Annotated in this window: 14 protein-coding genes and 2 pseudogenes; 7 read left to right on the top strand and 9 right to left on the bottom strand. The window is 67.1% G+C overall.

Annotation, left to right across the window (positions count from 1 at the left end; all coding sequences use genetic code 11):
- The first annotated feature begins 45 nt into the window (after positions 1–45).
- The 3 genes from AC52GN_RS10660 to AC52GN_RS10650 all read left to right on the top strand — a co-directional run bounded on the left by AC52GN_RS10660 (position 46) and on the right by AC52GN_RS10650 (position 5,469).
- Positions 46–2,994: a TonB-dependent receptor domain-containing protein gene (locus tag AC52GN_RS10660; RefSeq protein WP_346487373.1), complete on the top strand. Its 2,949-nt coding sequence runs from the start codon at positions 46–48 to the stop codon at positions 2,992–2,994.
- A gap of 89 nt (positions 2,995–3,083) precedes the next feature.
- Entirely contained in the window at positions 3,084–4,880 is a 1,797-nt protein-coding gene (locus AC52GN_RS10655) for a DUF885 domain-containing protein (protein ID WP_496527022.1), read from the top strand.
- Positions 4,881–4,995: 115 nt separating this feature from the next.
- Entirely contained in the window at positions 4,996–5,469 is a 474-nt protein-coding gene (locus AC52GN_RS10650) for an Lrp/AsnC ligand binding domain-containing protein (protein WP_291776619.1), read from the top strand.
- 14 nt (positions 5,470–5,483) lie between these two features.
- On the opposite strand, the gene AC52GN_RS10645 is transcribed toward AC52GN_RS10650, so the two are convergent.
- The 4 genes from AC52GN_RS10645 to AC52GN_RS10630 are packed head-to-tail and all read right to left on the bottom strand — an operon-like array spanning position 5,484 to position 7,596.
- Entirely contained in the window at positions 5,484–6,251 is a 768-nt protein-coding gene (locus AC52GN_RS10645; protein ID WP_496527021.1) for an aminoglycoside adenylyltransferase domain-containing protein, read from the bottom strand.
- Positions 6,248–6,472, bottom strand: coding sequence for a YdcH family protein (locus AC52GN_RS10640; protein WP_025978184.1), 225 nt, complete (start codon positions 6,470–6,472; stop codon positions 6,248–6,250). The genes AC52GN_RS10645 and AC52GN_RS10640 overlap by 4 nt, the downstream gene beginning before the upstream one ends.
- Positions 6,473–6,511: 39 nt before the next feature.
- Entirely contained in the window at positions 6,512–6,982 is a 471-nt protein-coding gene (locus tag AC52GN_RS10635; protein WP_496527020.1) for a TIGR02444 family protein, read from the bottom strand.
- Positions 6,979–7,596 carry a UbiX family flavin prenyltransferase gene (locus tag AC52GN_RS10630; RefSeq protein WP_312219875.1) on the bottom strand — a complete coding sequence of 206 codons (618 nt, stop codon included), beginning with the start codon at positions 7,594–7,596 and terminating at the stop codon, positions 6,979–6,981. The genes AC52GN_RS10635 and AC52GN_RS10630 overlap by 4 nt, the downstream gene beginning before the upstream one ends.
- A 114-nt stretch (positions 7,597–7,710) precedes the next feature.
- Here AC52GN_RS10630 and AC52GN_RS10625 point away from each other — a divergent pair, with 114 nt between their 5' ends.
- On the top strand, positions 7,711–7,884 hold the full coding sequence (locus AC52GN_RS10625) for a YdcH family protein (protein ID WP_291776611.1): 174 nt from the start codon (positions 7,711–7,713) through the stop codon (positions 7,882–7,884).
- A gap of 80 nt (positions 7,885–7,964) precedes the next feature.
- Here the strand turns inward: AC52GN_RS10625 and AC52GN_RS10620 are convergent, their stop codons facing one another.
- Entirely contained in the window at positions 7,965–8,633 is a 669-nt protein-coding gene (locus AC52GN_RS10620; protein WP_343828899.1) for a DUF1013 domain-containing protein, read from the bottom strand.
- Positions 8,634–8,849: 216 nt separating this feature from the next.
- Here AC52GN_RS10620 and AC52GN_RS10615 point away from each other — a divergent pair, with 216 nt between their 5' ends.
- A complete protein-coding gene (locus tag AC52GN_RS10615) occupies positions 8,850–9,476 on the top strand; it encodes a beta/gamma crystallin-related protein (RefSeq protein ID WP_312219873.1) in 627 nt (208 codons plus the stop codon).
- A gap of 58 nt (positions 9,477–9,534) precedes the next feature.
- On the opposite strand, the pseudogene AC52GN_RS10610 reads toward AC52GN_RS10615, so the two are convergent.
- Positions 9,535–10,505: pseudogene (locus AC52GN_RS10610) on the bottom strand (NAD(P)H-quinone oxidoreductase).
- 82 nt (positions 10,506–10,587) lie between these two features.
- Here AC52GN_RS10610 and AC52GN_RS10605 point away from each other — a divergent pair.
- Together AC52GN_RS10605 and rcdA are read left to right on the top strand one after the other, a co-directional pair.
- The gene (locus AC52GN_RS10605; protein ID WP_291776601.1) at positions 10,588–10,791 is read left to right on the top strand and encodes a DUF1192 domain-containing protein; all 204 of its coding nucleotides are present in this window, start codon (positions 10,588–10,590) and stop codon (positions 10,789–10,791) included.
- A gap of 207 nt (positions 10,792–10,998) precedes the next feature.
- Positions 10,999–11,404, top strand: a pseudogene (gene rcdA, locus AC52GN_RS10600) (protease adaptor protein RcdA).
- 9 nt (positions 11,405–11,413) lie between these two features.
- Here the strand turns inward: rcdA and AC52GN_RS10595 are convergent.
- The 3 genes from AC52GN_RS10595 to rpmE form a co-directional block, all read right to left on the bottom strand.
- Positions 11,414–11,704 carry a hypothetical protein gene (locus tag AC52GN_RS10595; RefSeq protein ID WP_496527019.1) on the bottom strand — a complete coding sequence of 97 codons (291 nt, stop codon included), beginning with the start codon at positions 11,702–11,704 and terminating at the stop codon, positions 11,414–11,416.
- A complete protein-coding gene (locus tag AC52GN_RS10590; RefSeq protein WP_496527018.1) occupies positions 11,602–12,972 on the bottom strand; it encodes a L,D-transpeptidase scaffold domain-containing protein in 1,371 nt (456 codons plus the stop codon). The genes AC52GN_RS10595 and AC52GN_RS10590 overlap by 103 nt, the downstream gene beginning before the upstream one ends.
- A 152-nt stretch (positions 12,973–13,124) precedes the next feature.
- Entirely contained in the window at positions 13,125–13,349 is a 225-nt protein-coding gene (gene rpmE, locus AC52GN_RS10585) for a 50S ribosomal protein L31 (protein ID WP_003168899.1), read from the bottom strand.
- Positions 13,350–13,390: the final 41 nt, after the last annotated feature.

Below are 13,390 nucleotides of genomic sequence, written 5' to 3'. Positions count from 1 at the left end.
GGGACGGCGCGCCTGGGTTCAGATCAAAAAACGAGGGGTGATCCAATGAGACTGTCTGCGTATCTGAAGACCGGGACGATAATCGCCGGTCTGGCCGTCACGGCCGCCGCCGCCGCCCAGCCTGCCTGGGCTCAATCCGAAGCGCCGGCCGCCGAGCCGGAAGCCAGCGCCGTCGCCGATATCGTGGTGACCGGCTCGCGTATCCGGCGTCCGAACGTCGAGGCCGCGACCCCGGTCAACGTCGTCGACGCCCAGGAAATCGAGAACACCGGCGTCACCAACCTGATCGACGCCATGACGCGCCAGCCGCAGGTCGGCCTGGGCTCCTCGGCCTCCAGCACGACCAACTCGGTGTCGGGCCAGGGCCTGGCCACCCTGAACCTGCGTAACCTGGGGTCGAGCCGCACCCTGGTGCTGGTCAACGGCCGCCGCCACGTCGCCGGTTCGGCGGGCACCAGCGCGGTGGACGTCAACTCCATCTCGAAGACCACGATCGCACGCATCGACACGGTGACGGGCGGCTCCTCGGCCGTCTACGGCGCCGACGCCGTGGCCGGGGTGGTCAACTTCATCACCAAGCAGGACTTCGACGGCGTCGCCTTCCAGTCGCAGTATGGTTCGGCCGACGGCCCGAACACCTACTACGGCTCGGTCGCGGTGGGGCGGAACTTCAACGACGACCGGACCAACATCATGGGCGCCCTGACCTATGACAAGTCCGAGGGCCTGTTCCGCCACGAGCGCGACTACGCCATGAGCGCCCTGGCCGAAATCCCGAACCCGAACAAGAAGAGCCCGGACGACGGCCTGCCGTCCTTCATCCAGGCGCGGGACGTCTACACCAACACCCAGAACAACTTCTTCACCCCGGTCATCGTCGATGCGATCGGCTCCAACAAGGCCTTCGCCCTGACCTTCACGCCGGACGGCAAGCTGGTTCCGTTCGACCGCGGCCAGATCCTGTATGACGGCGCCGGGCGCGAGCAGAAGCAATCGATCGGCGGCGACGGGTTCCAGCTGCGCGACGACATGCTGCGCACGCCGGTCGAGCGTTTCGGCGGCGAACTGCAACTGCGTCACCAGTTCCAGCCTTCGGTCGACTTCATCAGCGAACTGAACCTGTTCGCCGAAGCCAAGTATTTCCACATGGAGGCCAGCAGCCAGGCGCGGAACGGCACCTTCGCCGACAGCTCGCCGGGCATGTCCACGGGCAACGCCTATCGCATCCAGGCGGACAACGCCTTCCTGCCCGATGAACTGAAGACCATGCTGGCGCAGGCCAATATGAAGTTCTTCGACATCACCCGCATCGATACCGACTTCGGCATCCGCACCTCGCGCAGCGTGTACGACACCACGCGCTTCGTGACCGGCGTGGACGGCGCCTTCAGCAACGGCTGGCGGTTCGAGGCCTACGTCAACTACGGCCAGACCGAGTCGGAGTTCACCAACTTCGACCGCCTGCAGAAGGAGTTCTATGAGTCGATCGACGCCATCACGGAGAACGGGCAGATCGTCTGCCGCAGCGTGGATGCGCGGGCGCGGGGCTGTCAGCCGCTGAACCTGTTCGGGGCCTATCAGGGCTCACCGGAGGCGATCGACTACTCCTACATCTACACCGTCCGCAACGACCGCATCCGCCAGTGGAACGCGGTGGCCAGCGTCAACGGCGAGCTGTTCTCCTATCCCTCGCTGTTCAGCGGAACCAGCCTGCCGGTCGCCTTCGCGGCGGGCGTGGAGTGGCGCAAGGAAGCCAGCAGCGCGATCCCGGACATCCGCTCGCAGCAGGGGCTGATCTTCCAGAACAAACAGGCCCGGACCGAGGGCGCCTATGAGTCCAAGGAAGTCTTCGGCGAGGTCAATCTGCCCCTGCTGGCCGATGTGCCGTTCATCCAATACCTGGATCTGACGGCGGCCTATCGCTACCAGGACTACACCACCACGGGCGGCGACAGCAGCTACGGCCTGGGCATGGAGTGGACGGTCGACCGCAACATCCGGTTCCGCGCCAACTACGCCAAGGCTGTGCGGGCGCCGAACATCAGCGAATTGTTCGACGGCGGCGGCGAAGGCTATAACCTGTTCGATGACCCTTGCGACGCGACGCGCCTGAACATCGGGAACTTCCCTGACAACCGCAAGGCGAACTGCGCGGCCCTGGGCCTCGATCCGGGCTTCACCCAATCGATCGCGACCAAGCCCGCCATCAGCAAGGGCAACCCCGACCTGCGTCCGGAAGAGGGGGAAACCCTGACCCTGGGCGTCGTCCTGACGCCGTCCTTCCTGCCGGGCCTGGCGGTCACCGTCGATCACTACGACATCAAGATCAGCGACGTGATCGCCTCGCTGGGCGCGCGCACCATCATCAACAACTGCGTCGACAGCCCGACCCTGGACAACCCGTTCTGTCCCAACGTCACGCGTGGCCCTGACGGCAATATCGCCAGCGTGGTCAACCAGGTCATGAACGTCGCCGAGTACACCAACTCGGGCTGGGACGTGACCGCGTCCTACCGCACGGATCTGGCGAAGCTGGGTCTGCCGGACTACGGTTCGCTGTCGCTCAGCGCGGCCGCCGGCTTCCTGGACGAGCTGACCTATGACCCGGTTCCGGGCGACGCCAGCGTGCGCGACGAGCAAGCGGGCGAGGCGCCCAATCCCAAGCGCCGGATCAACTTCCGCGTGTCCTGGGACTATGATCGCCTGTCGCTCTCCTACGCCAATCAGTATCTGAGCAGCGTGCTGCGGAGCAACCAGGACAAGGTGGGCGCGTATGAAGTGTGGAAGGCCCCGTCGTGGCTGACGCACGACATCCGGGCTGAATACCGCTTCGACCGCTACTCGGTCTTCGCCGGTGTGAACAACTTCACCAATGAAGCGCCGCCGCAGACCGCATTCACCTGGACCGGGACGGGTCTGTACAATGGCTTCAACGCCAGCATTTACAACAACCTGGGTCGTTACGTTTACGTTGGCGTGAACGCCCGATTCTGATCCAGAGTAGTGAAGCCGCCCGGTGACGGGCGGCTTCTTGCCTTATTGGACGCCGCCCGGCGTCCCTGTGTTTTTCGGGGGGAAAGACGATGAAGTCTCTCACTGCTTTCGGGGCCCTGGCGGTCGCTGTCGGGATTCTGGCCGTAGGGGGCGTAGCCGCTCCGCAACAGGCCCGGGCCGCTTCGGCTTCGGCCGCCGCCGCCGCGCCCTCGGCCCTGGACGCCCAGTTCGAGGCCATCGCCGCCGAGGAGTGGGCCTGGCGTCAGAAAGAGATTCCGTCGCGGGCGTCCAAACCCAGCACCCTGCCGGACGTCAGCGCCGCCACCCAGCAGCGTCGTCTGGAATACTGGACGGCCGTGCAGCGCCGTCTCGAGGCCATCTCGCCCGAGCAGCTGTCGCCGAACCAGCGCACCAACTACGCCGTCTACAAGCATCAGATCGACAACTTCGTCGATGACGGCCGCCACCGGCTGTATGAGATGCCTTTCAACTCGGACAGCTCGTTCTGGTCGTCGCTGACGGGGATGGGCAATGCGACCTTCACCTCGGTCGAGGACTATGAGCGCTATCTGTCCCAGATGCGGGACACGCCGCGCTATTTCGATCAGCAGATCACCAATATGCGCGCCGGACTGGCGCGCGGCTTCACACAGCCGAAGGCCTCCCTGGTGGGCCGCGACGTGTCGATCCTGGCGGTCACGGAACCGACGGACGTCACGCAGAATCCTTTCTACAAGCCCTTCCTGACCATGCCCGCGACCATGGCCGAGGCGGACAAGGCGCGTCTGCGCGCCGCTGCTGTCCAGGTGATCCAGCAGCAGGTCGTGCCGGCGCACCGCACCCTGCTGAGCTTCATTCGAGACGAATATGTGCCGGGCGCGCGCGACACCCTGGGCGCCAACCGTCTGCCGGATGGGGATGACTTCTATCAGACGCAGATTCGCCAATACACCAGCGTCAACCTGACGCCGGATCAGATCCATCAGATCGGCCTTGCCGAGGTCGCTCGCATCCGGGCCGAGATGGAGACGGTGATGCGCAGCACCGGCTGGACCGGCAACTTCGCCGACTTCATCACCTTCCTGAAGACCGACCCGCAGTTCCACTATGACAAGCCGGAGCACCTGCTGTGGCACGGCGCCTGGGTCATCAAGAAGGTTGACGGCAAGATCGGCCAGTATTTCAACCTGAAGCCGCGCGACACCTTCAGCCTGATCCCCGTGCCGGACGCCATCGCGCCCTATTACACGGCCGGTCGGGGCGGCAACGGCGTCTGCCTGCTGAACACCTATGACCTGCCGTCGCGGCCGCGCTACAACATCCCGGCGCTGACGGTGCACGAGTGCAACCCCGGCCACGCCTGGCAGGGCAATCTGCGCCGCGAGCATGAGCCCATGCCCGACTACCGCGCCCAGACCTACATCTCGGCGTTCGGCGAGGGCTGGGCCCTCTATACCGAGAAGCTGGCGGTGGAGATGGGAATCTATGAAGACGCCTATGAGGACTTCGGCCGCTTGACCTATGAGATGTGGCGCGCGGCGCGTCTGGTCATCGATACCGGCGTCCACTCCAAGGGCTGGACCCGCGAACAGGCGGTGGCCTTCCTGAGCGAGAACACCGCCCTGTCCGACCATGAGGTCGGCACCGAGATCGACCGCTACATCACCTGGCCGGGTCAGGCTCTGTCCTACAAGCTGGGCGAGATCGAGATCGTGCGCTTGCGCCGTCTGGCCGAGGCGGAACTGGGGGCCGACTTCGACATCCGCGCCTTCCACGACCATCTGCTGGCCATCGGCGTCGCCACCATCCCGGCCATGACCGCCGAGATGGAGGCCTTCATCGCCCAGAGCAAGCAGGCTGCGGCGGCGACCCGTTCTGGACAATAATCGAGACCGGGCCGACGTCGACAGACGTCGACCTTCCGACACTGACAGACGCGTTGCGGATCACGCGCGGCTTTGTCAGTGTCGGGATTCTGTAAAGCGTAGAGGGGGAGAGCGCATGAGCGCTGGGGAATACAAGCTGGACGACGCCGACCGCCGCATCCTGCGGGTGCTGCAGCAGGATGGACGGATCACCAATCAGGATCTGGCCGCCGCCTGCAACATGTCGGCGTCATCCTGTTTCGAGCGGGTGCGCCGCCTGCGCGAGCGCGGCGTCATCACCGGCTATACGGCCCTGATCGACCCGAAGTTCGCCGAGCGCGAACTGCTGATCTTCATCGAGGTGCTGCTGGATCGCACGACCTCGGACATCTTCGACCAGTTCGCCGAGCGCATCCGCCGCTCGCCTGAGGTGCTGGAATGCCACATGGTGGCGGGGGGCTTCGACTATCTGGTCAAGGTTCGGATGAGGGACATGGCCGCCTACCGCGTCTTCCTGGCCGACACCCTCATCGTCATGCCGGGCGTGCGCGAGACCCGCACCTATGCGGTGATGGAAGAGGTCAAGGACACCTCGGTCCTGCCGCTCTAGGGCAAGGGCGCGCCTCAGAGCGTCGCGCGAATTCTCTGCGCCAGTTCCAGGGCGGCGGTCTGGACCTCGGCGGATCGGTTGCTCCAGTCGACCGACCGCGCGCCAAGGTATTCCTCACGAGCCAGGGCGAGCGCGTCAGAGGCGGTGCGCGACAACTGAAGCCGAGCCCACTCTGCCGCCCTTGCCTTGGAGACGAAGGCCCCGTCTTTCGCGGTCCGCCACATGCGCGCGAGCGTCAGCAGCACGTTGCGTTCATCCTCAGCCAGGGCGGCGAGCAAGATCGGCAGGCTGTCGTGGATGGCGCGCCTTATGTCCTGTCGAGTTATAGCAGGCAGCAGGTCGGCGGCCGGCGGTCCGAAAAGCGGGCGGGCCTCCAGACGGGCCTGGGCCAGCATGAGGGTGAACTCAGGATCCGCCCCGCCTTCGGGCAAACGGCCGGCCTCGAAGGCTTCGCGGAGCCATTCTCCGAAGACGAGCTCGGCGCGGGCGGGGTAGGCGGGGAGATCCAGCTCTCGAAGCAGGAATGCGATGACTTCCAGAGGTCGAAGTCGGGAATCGCCGGGCGGCGCCGAGACGGCGCTCAGATCTTGCAGCAGCTCGCGCCGGGTCTCGTTTGCAATGGGCGCGTTGACGACGACAAGCAGATCGATGTCGCTATGGGCGTGCAGGCCCTGGCTCACCGCCGAGCCATGCAGATAGACAGCCTTGAGAGAGACGCCGAGGCGTTCGCGCAGGAGGGTCAGGGCTTGATGGGCCTGTTCCGGGGCGTCGACGACAATCACGCGATGATGTCGGGCAGGATCTGATCCTGAAGTTTCACGATGTCGTCGCGCAGGGCGAGCTTCTTGCGCTTCAGACGGGCGATCATCAGTTGATCCGGGGCGGGCATGTGGCCGAGCGCCTCGATGGAGGCGTCCAGGTCGGCGTGCTCTTGGAGCAGGCGGGCCAGTTCGGCGCGCAGCGCCTCGTCTTCTTCGGACAGGTAAGGTTCGTCGTCGTTCATCGTCAGGCCCCGGACCGGGGGATTATAGCTGAGCTGGCGTCAGGTCGGAAGCAGGTCGGACAGGGTTCTGAGCGCCGGACGCGGCACGACGCGATCCCACAGGCGCGCCGTTTCGGCCATGGCGTCGACGGGCGGGCGAGGCGCGCCGGTCGGAGCGGGCGACAGGGCTTCGAGCCCGTTCAGCAGATGGCGCTCGGCGGCCAGTTCGATGGCCTTCACCTGTTCGCGCACGGCCAGGCGAGCGTCGGTCTCCAGGTCCGGCACGGGCGTCTTCAGCGTGCGGCGCACGGCGCGCAGGGGGGCGATGGTCGTGGTCTGCCAGGCGCGGGCGGCGTCGCAGGCGGCCTCGATGGTCTCCTCGTCGGGGCGACGCCCTGTGACGGCGGTCCAGGCGGCCCACAGCAGCAGGGGCACGTTCTGCTCGTGATAATCCTGAAGCGACAGGCAGGCCTCGGCCGCGCCCGGCGCGGCGTAGGCGGCGCAGGCCCAGGTCCACAGATCGTCGCTCATGCCTCGCTCCCGCCTTTCAGGCCTTCCCAGCGGCGCACGGCCGACCAGTCCAGGCCGAAGACGTCCAGCGCTCGCCCGACCGACTGGTCGACCATCTGCTCCAGACTGTCGGGACGGGCGTAGAAGGCGGGCAGGGGCGGGGCGATGACGGCGCCCATCTCGGCCAGGGCCGTCATGGTGCGCAGATGACCCAGGTGCAGCGGCGTCTCGCGCACCATCAGCACCAGGGGGCGGCGCTCCTTCAGCGTCACATCGGCGGCGCGGGTCAAAAGGGTCGAGGTCACGCCGGTGGCGATCTCGCTCATGGTCCGCACCGAACAGGGCGCGACGATCATGCCCAGGGTGCGGAAGGAGCCGGAGGAGATGGTCGCCCCCACGTCGTTCAGTCGATGAACCACGTCCGCCTTGGCCGTCAGCTCGTCGGGGGTGAGATCCGTCTCCTGCGACAAGGTGAGCAGGGCGGCGCGGGTGACGACCAGATGGCTCTCGACGCCCAGTTCGCGCAGGGCGTCCAGCACGCGCGCGCCATAGACGACGCCTGAAGCGCCAGAGATTCCAACGACTAGCCGAGAGGGCGCCGGCGCCCGAACGGTCGTGTTCACAACATCGGCCAATTTCGTCTCCAACCTGTCCGTGTTCGGAGCGGCGAGGGTCACTGCAATGTGATTCCACACCTCGTCGAACCGGGCGCTCAGTGTAGTGGTCCCTTAGACATGGAGGCGCAAGCCATGACCATCGAGGCTCGTATTCGCGAATTGGGTAATCGCCATCGGTCGCTGGATGAGACCATCCAGCAGGAGATGCGCCGGCCCACCGCGGACCCGACACACCTCAGGGAGCTGAAGCAGCGAAAACTGCGACTTAAGGAAGAGATCAACAGCCTGGAATCCCGAACCCACTAGCGGGCTTCCCACCTGAAATGACGACGGCCCCGGAAGATCGCTCTTCCGGGGCCGTTTTGTATCCGTCGATCGACAGGAGATCAGTCGCGCGAACCGAACACCGACTCGGCCGTGGGCTCGGCGCCCGAGCCATAGTCCGGCTCGGCCTCTTCCTCAGCGACGACTTCCGGCTCGACCTCGGGCTCGACGGGCTGGAGGACGCCGTTCTTGGCGTCGTCCTTGGCCTTCTTGTCGGCGGCCTTGCGGACCACTTCGTCCAGCTGCAGCTGACCGGTCAGGCCCAGGGTCACAGGATCGACCGGCTTGATGTTGGCGGAGTTCCAGTGGGTGCGGTTGCGCACGCTTTCGATCGTGGCCTTGGTGGTGCCCAGCAGCTTGGCGATCTGGGCGTCGGTCACTTCCGGGTGGTTGCGGACGAACCACATGATGGCGTCCGGACGGTCCTGACGGCGCGAGACCGGCGTGTATTTCGGACCGGACTTGGCGGGCTTCAGCAGTTCGGCGTGGCGGCTGACCACGGCCTTCATGCGGTAGTTCTCGTCGTTCTGGGCCTTGTCCAGCTCTTCGCGGGTCAGCTGGCCGTTGACGATGGGGTCGGCGCCGCGGATGTCGCGCGCCACGTCGCCGTCGGCGATGCCGCGCACCTCGAGCGGGTGCAGGCCGCAGAAGTCGGCGATCTGCTCGAACGAGAGCGAGGTGTTGTCCACCAGCCAGACCGCGGTGGCCTTGGGCATCAGGATGTCGGTCATGGGCATGGATCCCGGCGGTTGCGGCCCAAAAAACGGGCGTTTGAATCGACGGCGCCCGACCTTTTCGGCCGGGCGCGAGAAGACCTTTATAGGTGATTTCAGTTGAAATGAAAACGTCGTCTGTCGCCCTCATACAGCGAAGGTTCATCTGGCATGATGAACATTCAGGGCCAGGGCGCGTTGTGCGCCGGGAGAGATCTCGAAGGAGACCGTGTCATGAAGAAGTTCGTGGTTGCAGCGGCAGGTTTGGTCATGGCGGCGGGCGGTTTCTCCGTCGTGAACGTGAGTTCGGCGGAAGCCCAGGTTCAGGCGCGCGGCGCGCCGCGCGGCTCCTACGCCCAGAGCTGCTCGGGGGCCTATGTGAATCGCGGCCGCCTCTATGCGGATTGCCGCGACATGCGGGGCAATATGCGCGAAACCTCGATCGAACTGGCGCGCTGCTCCAGCGAAGAGATCGTCAACCGCGACGGGCGTCTGGCCTGCGGCCGCTTTCAGGGCGACTTCGAGAACGGCGGCCGTCCGGGGCGTCCGGGCGGCGGGTGGAACGACGGCCGGCCTGGCAACGGCGGTTGGGGCCAGTCCTCGATCACCGTCTATCGCGACGCCGACTATCGCGGCCAGTCGATGAGCTTCCGCAACGAGGTCCCGAACCTGCGCAACCTGGGCATGAACGATGCGATCAGCTCGATCCGCCTGTCGCGGGGAAGCTGGGAGGTCTGCGAGGACGCCAACTATCGCGGTCGCTGCGAGATCGTGCGCGGCGATATGCGCGACCTGCGCAATACGGGGATGAACGACAAGATCTCGTCCCTGCGCCCGGCCCGCAGCGGCGGCCGCTGGTAGGCTGTAGAGACGGTTGACGGATAGGGCGGGAGGCTTCGGCTTCCCGCCTTTTTCCTTTTTAGGGCAGCAGCACGACCTTGCCGACGTGGGCGCCGGCTTCCAGATGGGCGTGGGCGGCGGCGGCCTCGGCCAGGGGGAAGGTCGCCTCGACCTGGGCCCGCACGGCGCCGGACGCGATCCAGGGCCAGACCGTCGCCTCGACGGCGGCGGCCAGGCGGGCCTTTTCGTCGGCCGGGCGGCTGCGCAGGGTCGAGCCGGTCAGGACGATCCGCTTCAACATGATCCGCATCAGGTCGACCTCGGCCCGCGCGCCCGTCAGGGTCGCGATCACCACCCAGCGTCCGCCGGGCTTCAGGGCGTTGAGGTTCAGTTCGGCGTAGGCGGCCCCAACCATGTCCAGCACCACGTCGGCGCCGCCTGCCTCCTGGATGGTGGCGGCCAGGTCGTCCTGGGTGGCGTCCAGGCTGACGTCGGCGCCCAGGGCGCGGGCGGCTTCGGCCTTGGCGCCGCCGCGTGAGGTGGCGATGACGCGGGCGCCCGCCGCCTTGGCCATCTGGATGGCCATGACGCCGATGCCGCTGGTGGCGCCGTGGATCAGCAGGGTCTCGCCCGCCTTCAGCCCGCCGCCCTCGAAGACGTTGGCGAAGACGGTGAAGGCGGTCTCGGGCAGGGCCGCTGCCTGGATGAAGTCCAGACCCTCGGGGATCGGCAGGGCGTGGCGGGCGTCGACCACGGCGTATTCGGCGTATCCGCCGCCGCCCAGCAGAGCGCAGACGCGGTCGCCGACAGCACAGCGCGTCACGCCTGCGCCTACGGCGTCGACCTCGCCCGCGACTTCAAGCCCCAGGATGTCCGAAGCGCCCGGCGGCGGCGGATAGCGCCCCTCGCGCTGGACGATGTCCGGGCGGTTCACCCCGCTGCGCGCACGCGGATGCGGATTTCGCCAGGGCCCGGAACGGGCAGGGGACGCGTCGTCAGGCGCAGGGCGTCGGCGGGGCCGCGTCCGTTTTCGATCTCTATGGCCTGCATGGTGCAGCCTCCCTTGCTTGCATTCCGGTTCAATGCGGCGTTCACATAGGAGGTCGTGCCCGTAATGGCCAAGGAGGCGAGGATGAGTTTCGAAGATCTGGAGCCCCGGCCGCAGCGCGGCGAGGCCATCGCCGCCCTGGGGCGCGAAGACCTGGACCTCTACGCCGTGGATGAACTTCAGGAGCGGATCGCGGCCCTTGAGGCCGAGATCGCCCGCGCGCGCGCCGCCATTCAGGGCAAGTCTTCACAGCGCAGCGCCGCCGATGCGCTGTTCAACTTCCGCTGAGGCGCGCGGGTTGGGGACGGTTTCGGCCGCCCCCTCCCGTCGGATCAGCTTCCGTGGCATGACGATTGCAGCGAGCGAATGCATGAGATTCGTGGATAGACGCCTGTGACCGCCATCGAAGCTGAACCGAGCCCGGCGCGCCTTGTCGGCGCCGAAGTGCTGGACTTCGCGCGCTCCGAGCTGTTCGAGCGCACCTTCCGCGAAGGCATGGAACTGGTCGAGGAGACCGCCGCCTATCTGGATGGCGACGGACGCCAGGATCTCGCGCCTGCTGTCGCGGGCGGCGGCCCTGTCCTATGCGGGCGAGAGCATGAAGCTGACCACGCGGCTGATGCAGATCGCCTCGTGGCTGCTGGTCCAGCGCGCCGTGCGGGAACAGGATATGAGCGCCGAGGCGGCGGGCGACCCCCGCTACCGCCTGGCCGATCGCCGCATGGAGACGGAGCCGCGTCGCGGCGACCTGCCGATCGCCCTGATCGAATACGCCGTGCGGGCCGAGAAGCTCTACGACCGCGTGCTGCACCTGGACCGGCAGATGTATGTGGAGCCGGCGACGGCGCCCGCCAATCCGGTGCAGAGTCAGATGGATCGTCTGCGCGCCGCCTTCGGCTGAGCGCCTCGCTTACGGCGTCACTTCGTCCGGATCGATCGGGGCGTCGGCCACCACCTGCGGCAGGTTGACGGCGATGCCCAGGGCGTCGGCCAGCTTGGCGTCGCGCTTGTAGACGTCCTCGCGGAAGGCGACGCGGCCCTGACCGTCGACGAAGGCGGTCCAGTAGAGCAGGCGCACGCCGATGTTGCGGCCGGTGGTCACGCGCTTGGTCTCGCCGCTGGCCTGGGCCGCGTCGAACACGGCCAGGCGTTCGGGGTCGGGCGACAGCAGCAGGCGGGCGAAGCCGATGGCGTCCTGCACCCGCACGCAGCCGTGGCTGCGCTGGCGCACCGACAGGTTGAAGGCCCCCCCGCCGGGGTGTCGTGCAGGAAGATGGCGTAGCTGTCCTGGAGCTCGAACTTCACATTGCCCAGGGACGATTTCGGCCCGGCGCGCTGCACCACCCAGCCGTCGGCATTGACGTACATGTCGTTGGCGGCGAGGTAGCCGGGGCCCTTGGGCAGGATCTCGCGCCGGGCGATGCCCATCGGCACCGTCCACGGCGGATTGGCCACGACCGAGGCGAAGGGCTTCTCAAGGCTGGGGGTCTGGTTGGCGGCGGTGCCGACGATGACGCGGTTGGAGTGAACCGGCTTGCCGTCCTTCCAGTAGACCATGATGGCGGCGGCGGTGTTGACCTCGATCCGCTCGGGGTTGAGTTCGCGCTTCAGCCAGCGGCGACGCTCCAGGTTCAGGGCGATCTGGCGGGCGCGGTCCTCGGCCGTGGCGGTCAGGGAACGCTGAGTCGCAGGGCCGACGCGGCCGTCGGAGCCCAGGCCGTGACGCGTCTGGAAGCTGCGAACCGCCTGCTGAAGCTCGGAACCATAGGCCAGGTTGCCCTTCAGCCGCTCGGCGGCGGCGGCGCTCAGGTCGCCCTCGGCGGCGAGGCGCGCGGTCAGGGCGGGGATGCGCGGGTCGCTGCTCCCCGGCTCGATCGTGCCGCTGCTCAGGCGGAAGGCGGGCCAGCCGCCCTGACGGGCGATGCGGCGATAGCGGGCGTAGCCGGCCGACAGATTGGTGTAGCCCAGGTCCGTGGGGGGCAGGGCGTCGAACCACTGGCTCAGCGTGTTGGCGGCCACGGCGTCGACCAGGCCGCGCGGCAGGTCGACGCTGTTCTTCTGCATCTCCCACAGCTCTTCGACCGTCTCGGGCCGGATGCGGCCCTCGGCCAGGACACGGGCGTAGGCCAAGGCGGCGGCGGTGGTGCGGATCTCGGCCGTCTCGCGGTCGGCGGCCAGGCCGACGAAGTCGAAGAAGTCTCCCGCCGGCAGGCCGTGGCGCTCGGCGCCGGCGGCGACTTCCTGCAGCACGCGCAGGCGATCGGCCGTCCAGATCGGCTTGCCCTGGGTCAGTTGGTAGACGGCGCGGACCTCGGCCTGCTGGGCGGCGGGCAGGCGCCCGGCCTGGGCGTCGAAGCCGGCGATGAAGATCTGCGGATCGGTGGTGCGCGTCTGGGCCAGCGCTCCGCTCGCCGCCGCCAGCGTCAGGCTCGTCGTGGCGACGCCAAGGCCCAGTTCCCGTCGGTTCATCGTCTGCAACTCATGTGGTCCGATCAGGCCCGGACCCAGCGTCCACGCCCCAAATGATCGAACGCGTTCATATTATCGGCGTTCCGGGCAACAAAAAAGCGCCGGCCCTCGGACCGGCGCTTTTGTGGCGAACTTGTCGCACCAAGCGTGGCTTACTTCTTGATGAAGCCGCCGAACTTGTTGTTGAAGCGCGACACGCGGCCGCCGCGGTCCATCAGGTGCTGGTTGCCGCCGGTCCAGGCCGGGTGAGACGTCGGGTCGATGTCCAGGTTCAGCGTGGCGCCTTCCTTCCCGTAGGTCGAACGGGTCTGGTAGGTGGTGCCGTCGGTCATCACAACAGTGATGAAGTGGTAGTCGGGGTGCGTGTCCGCTTTCATCGATCTTGTCCGTCTCTGCGCGACGACGATGCCGACCGTCA

The organism is Brevundimonas sp. SS2672 (assembly GCF_059579685.1).
This window is presented reverse-complemented; position numbering and strand designations above follow the sequence as displayed.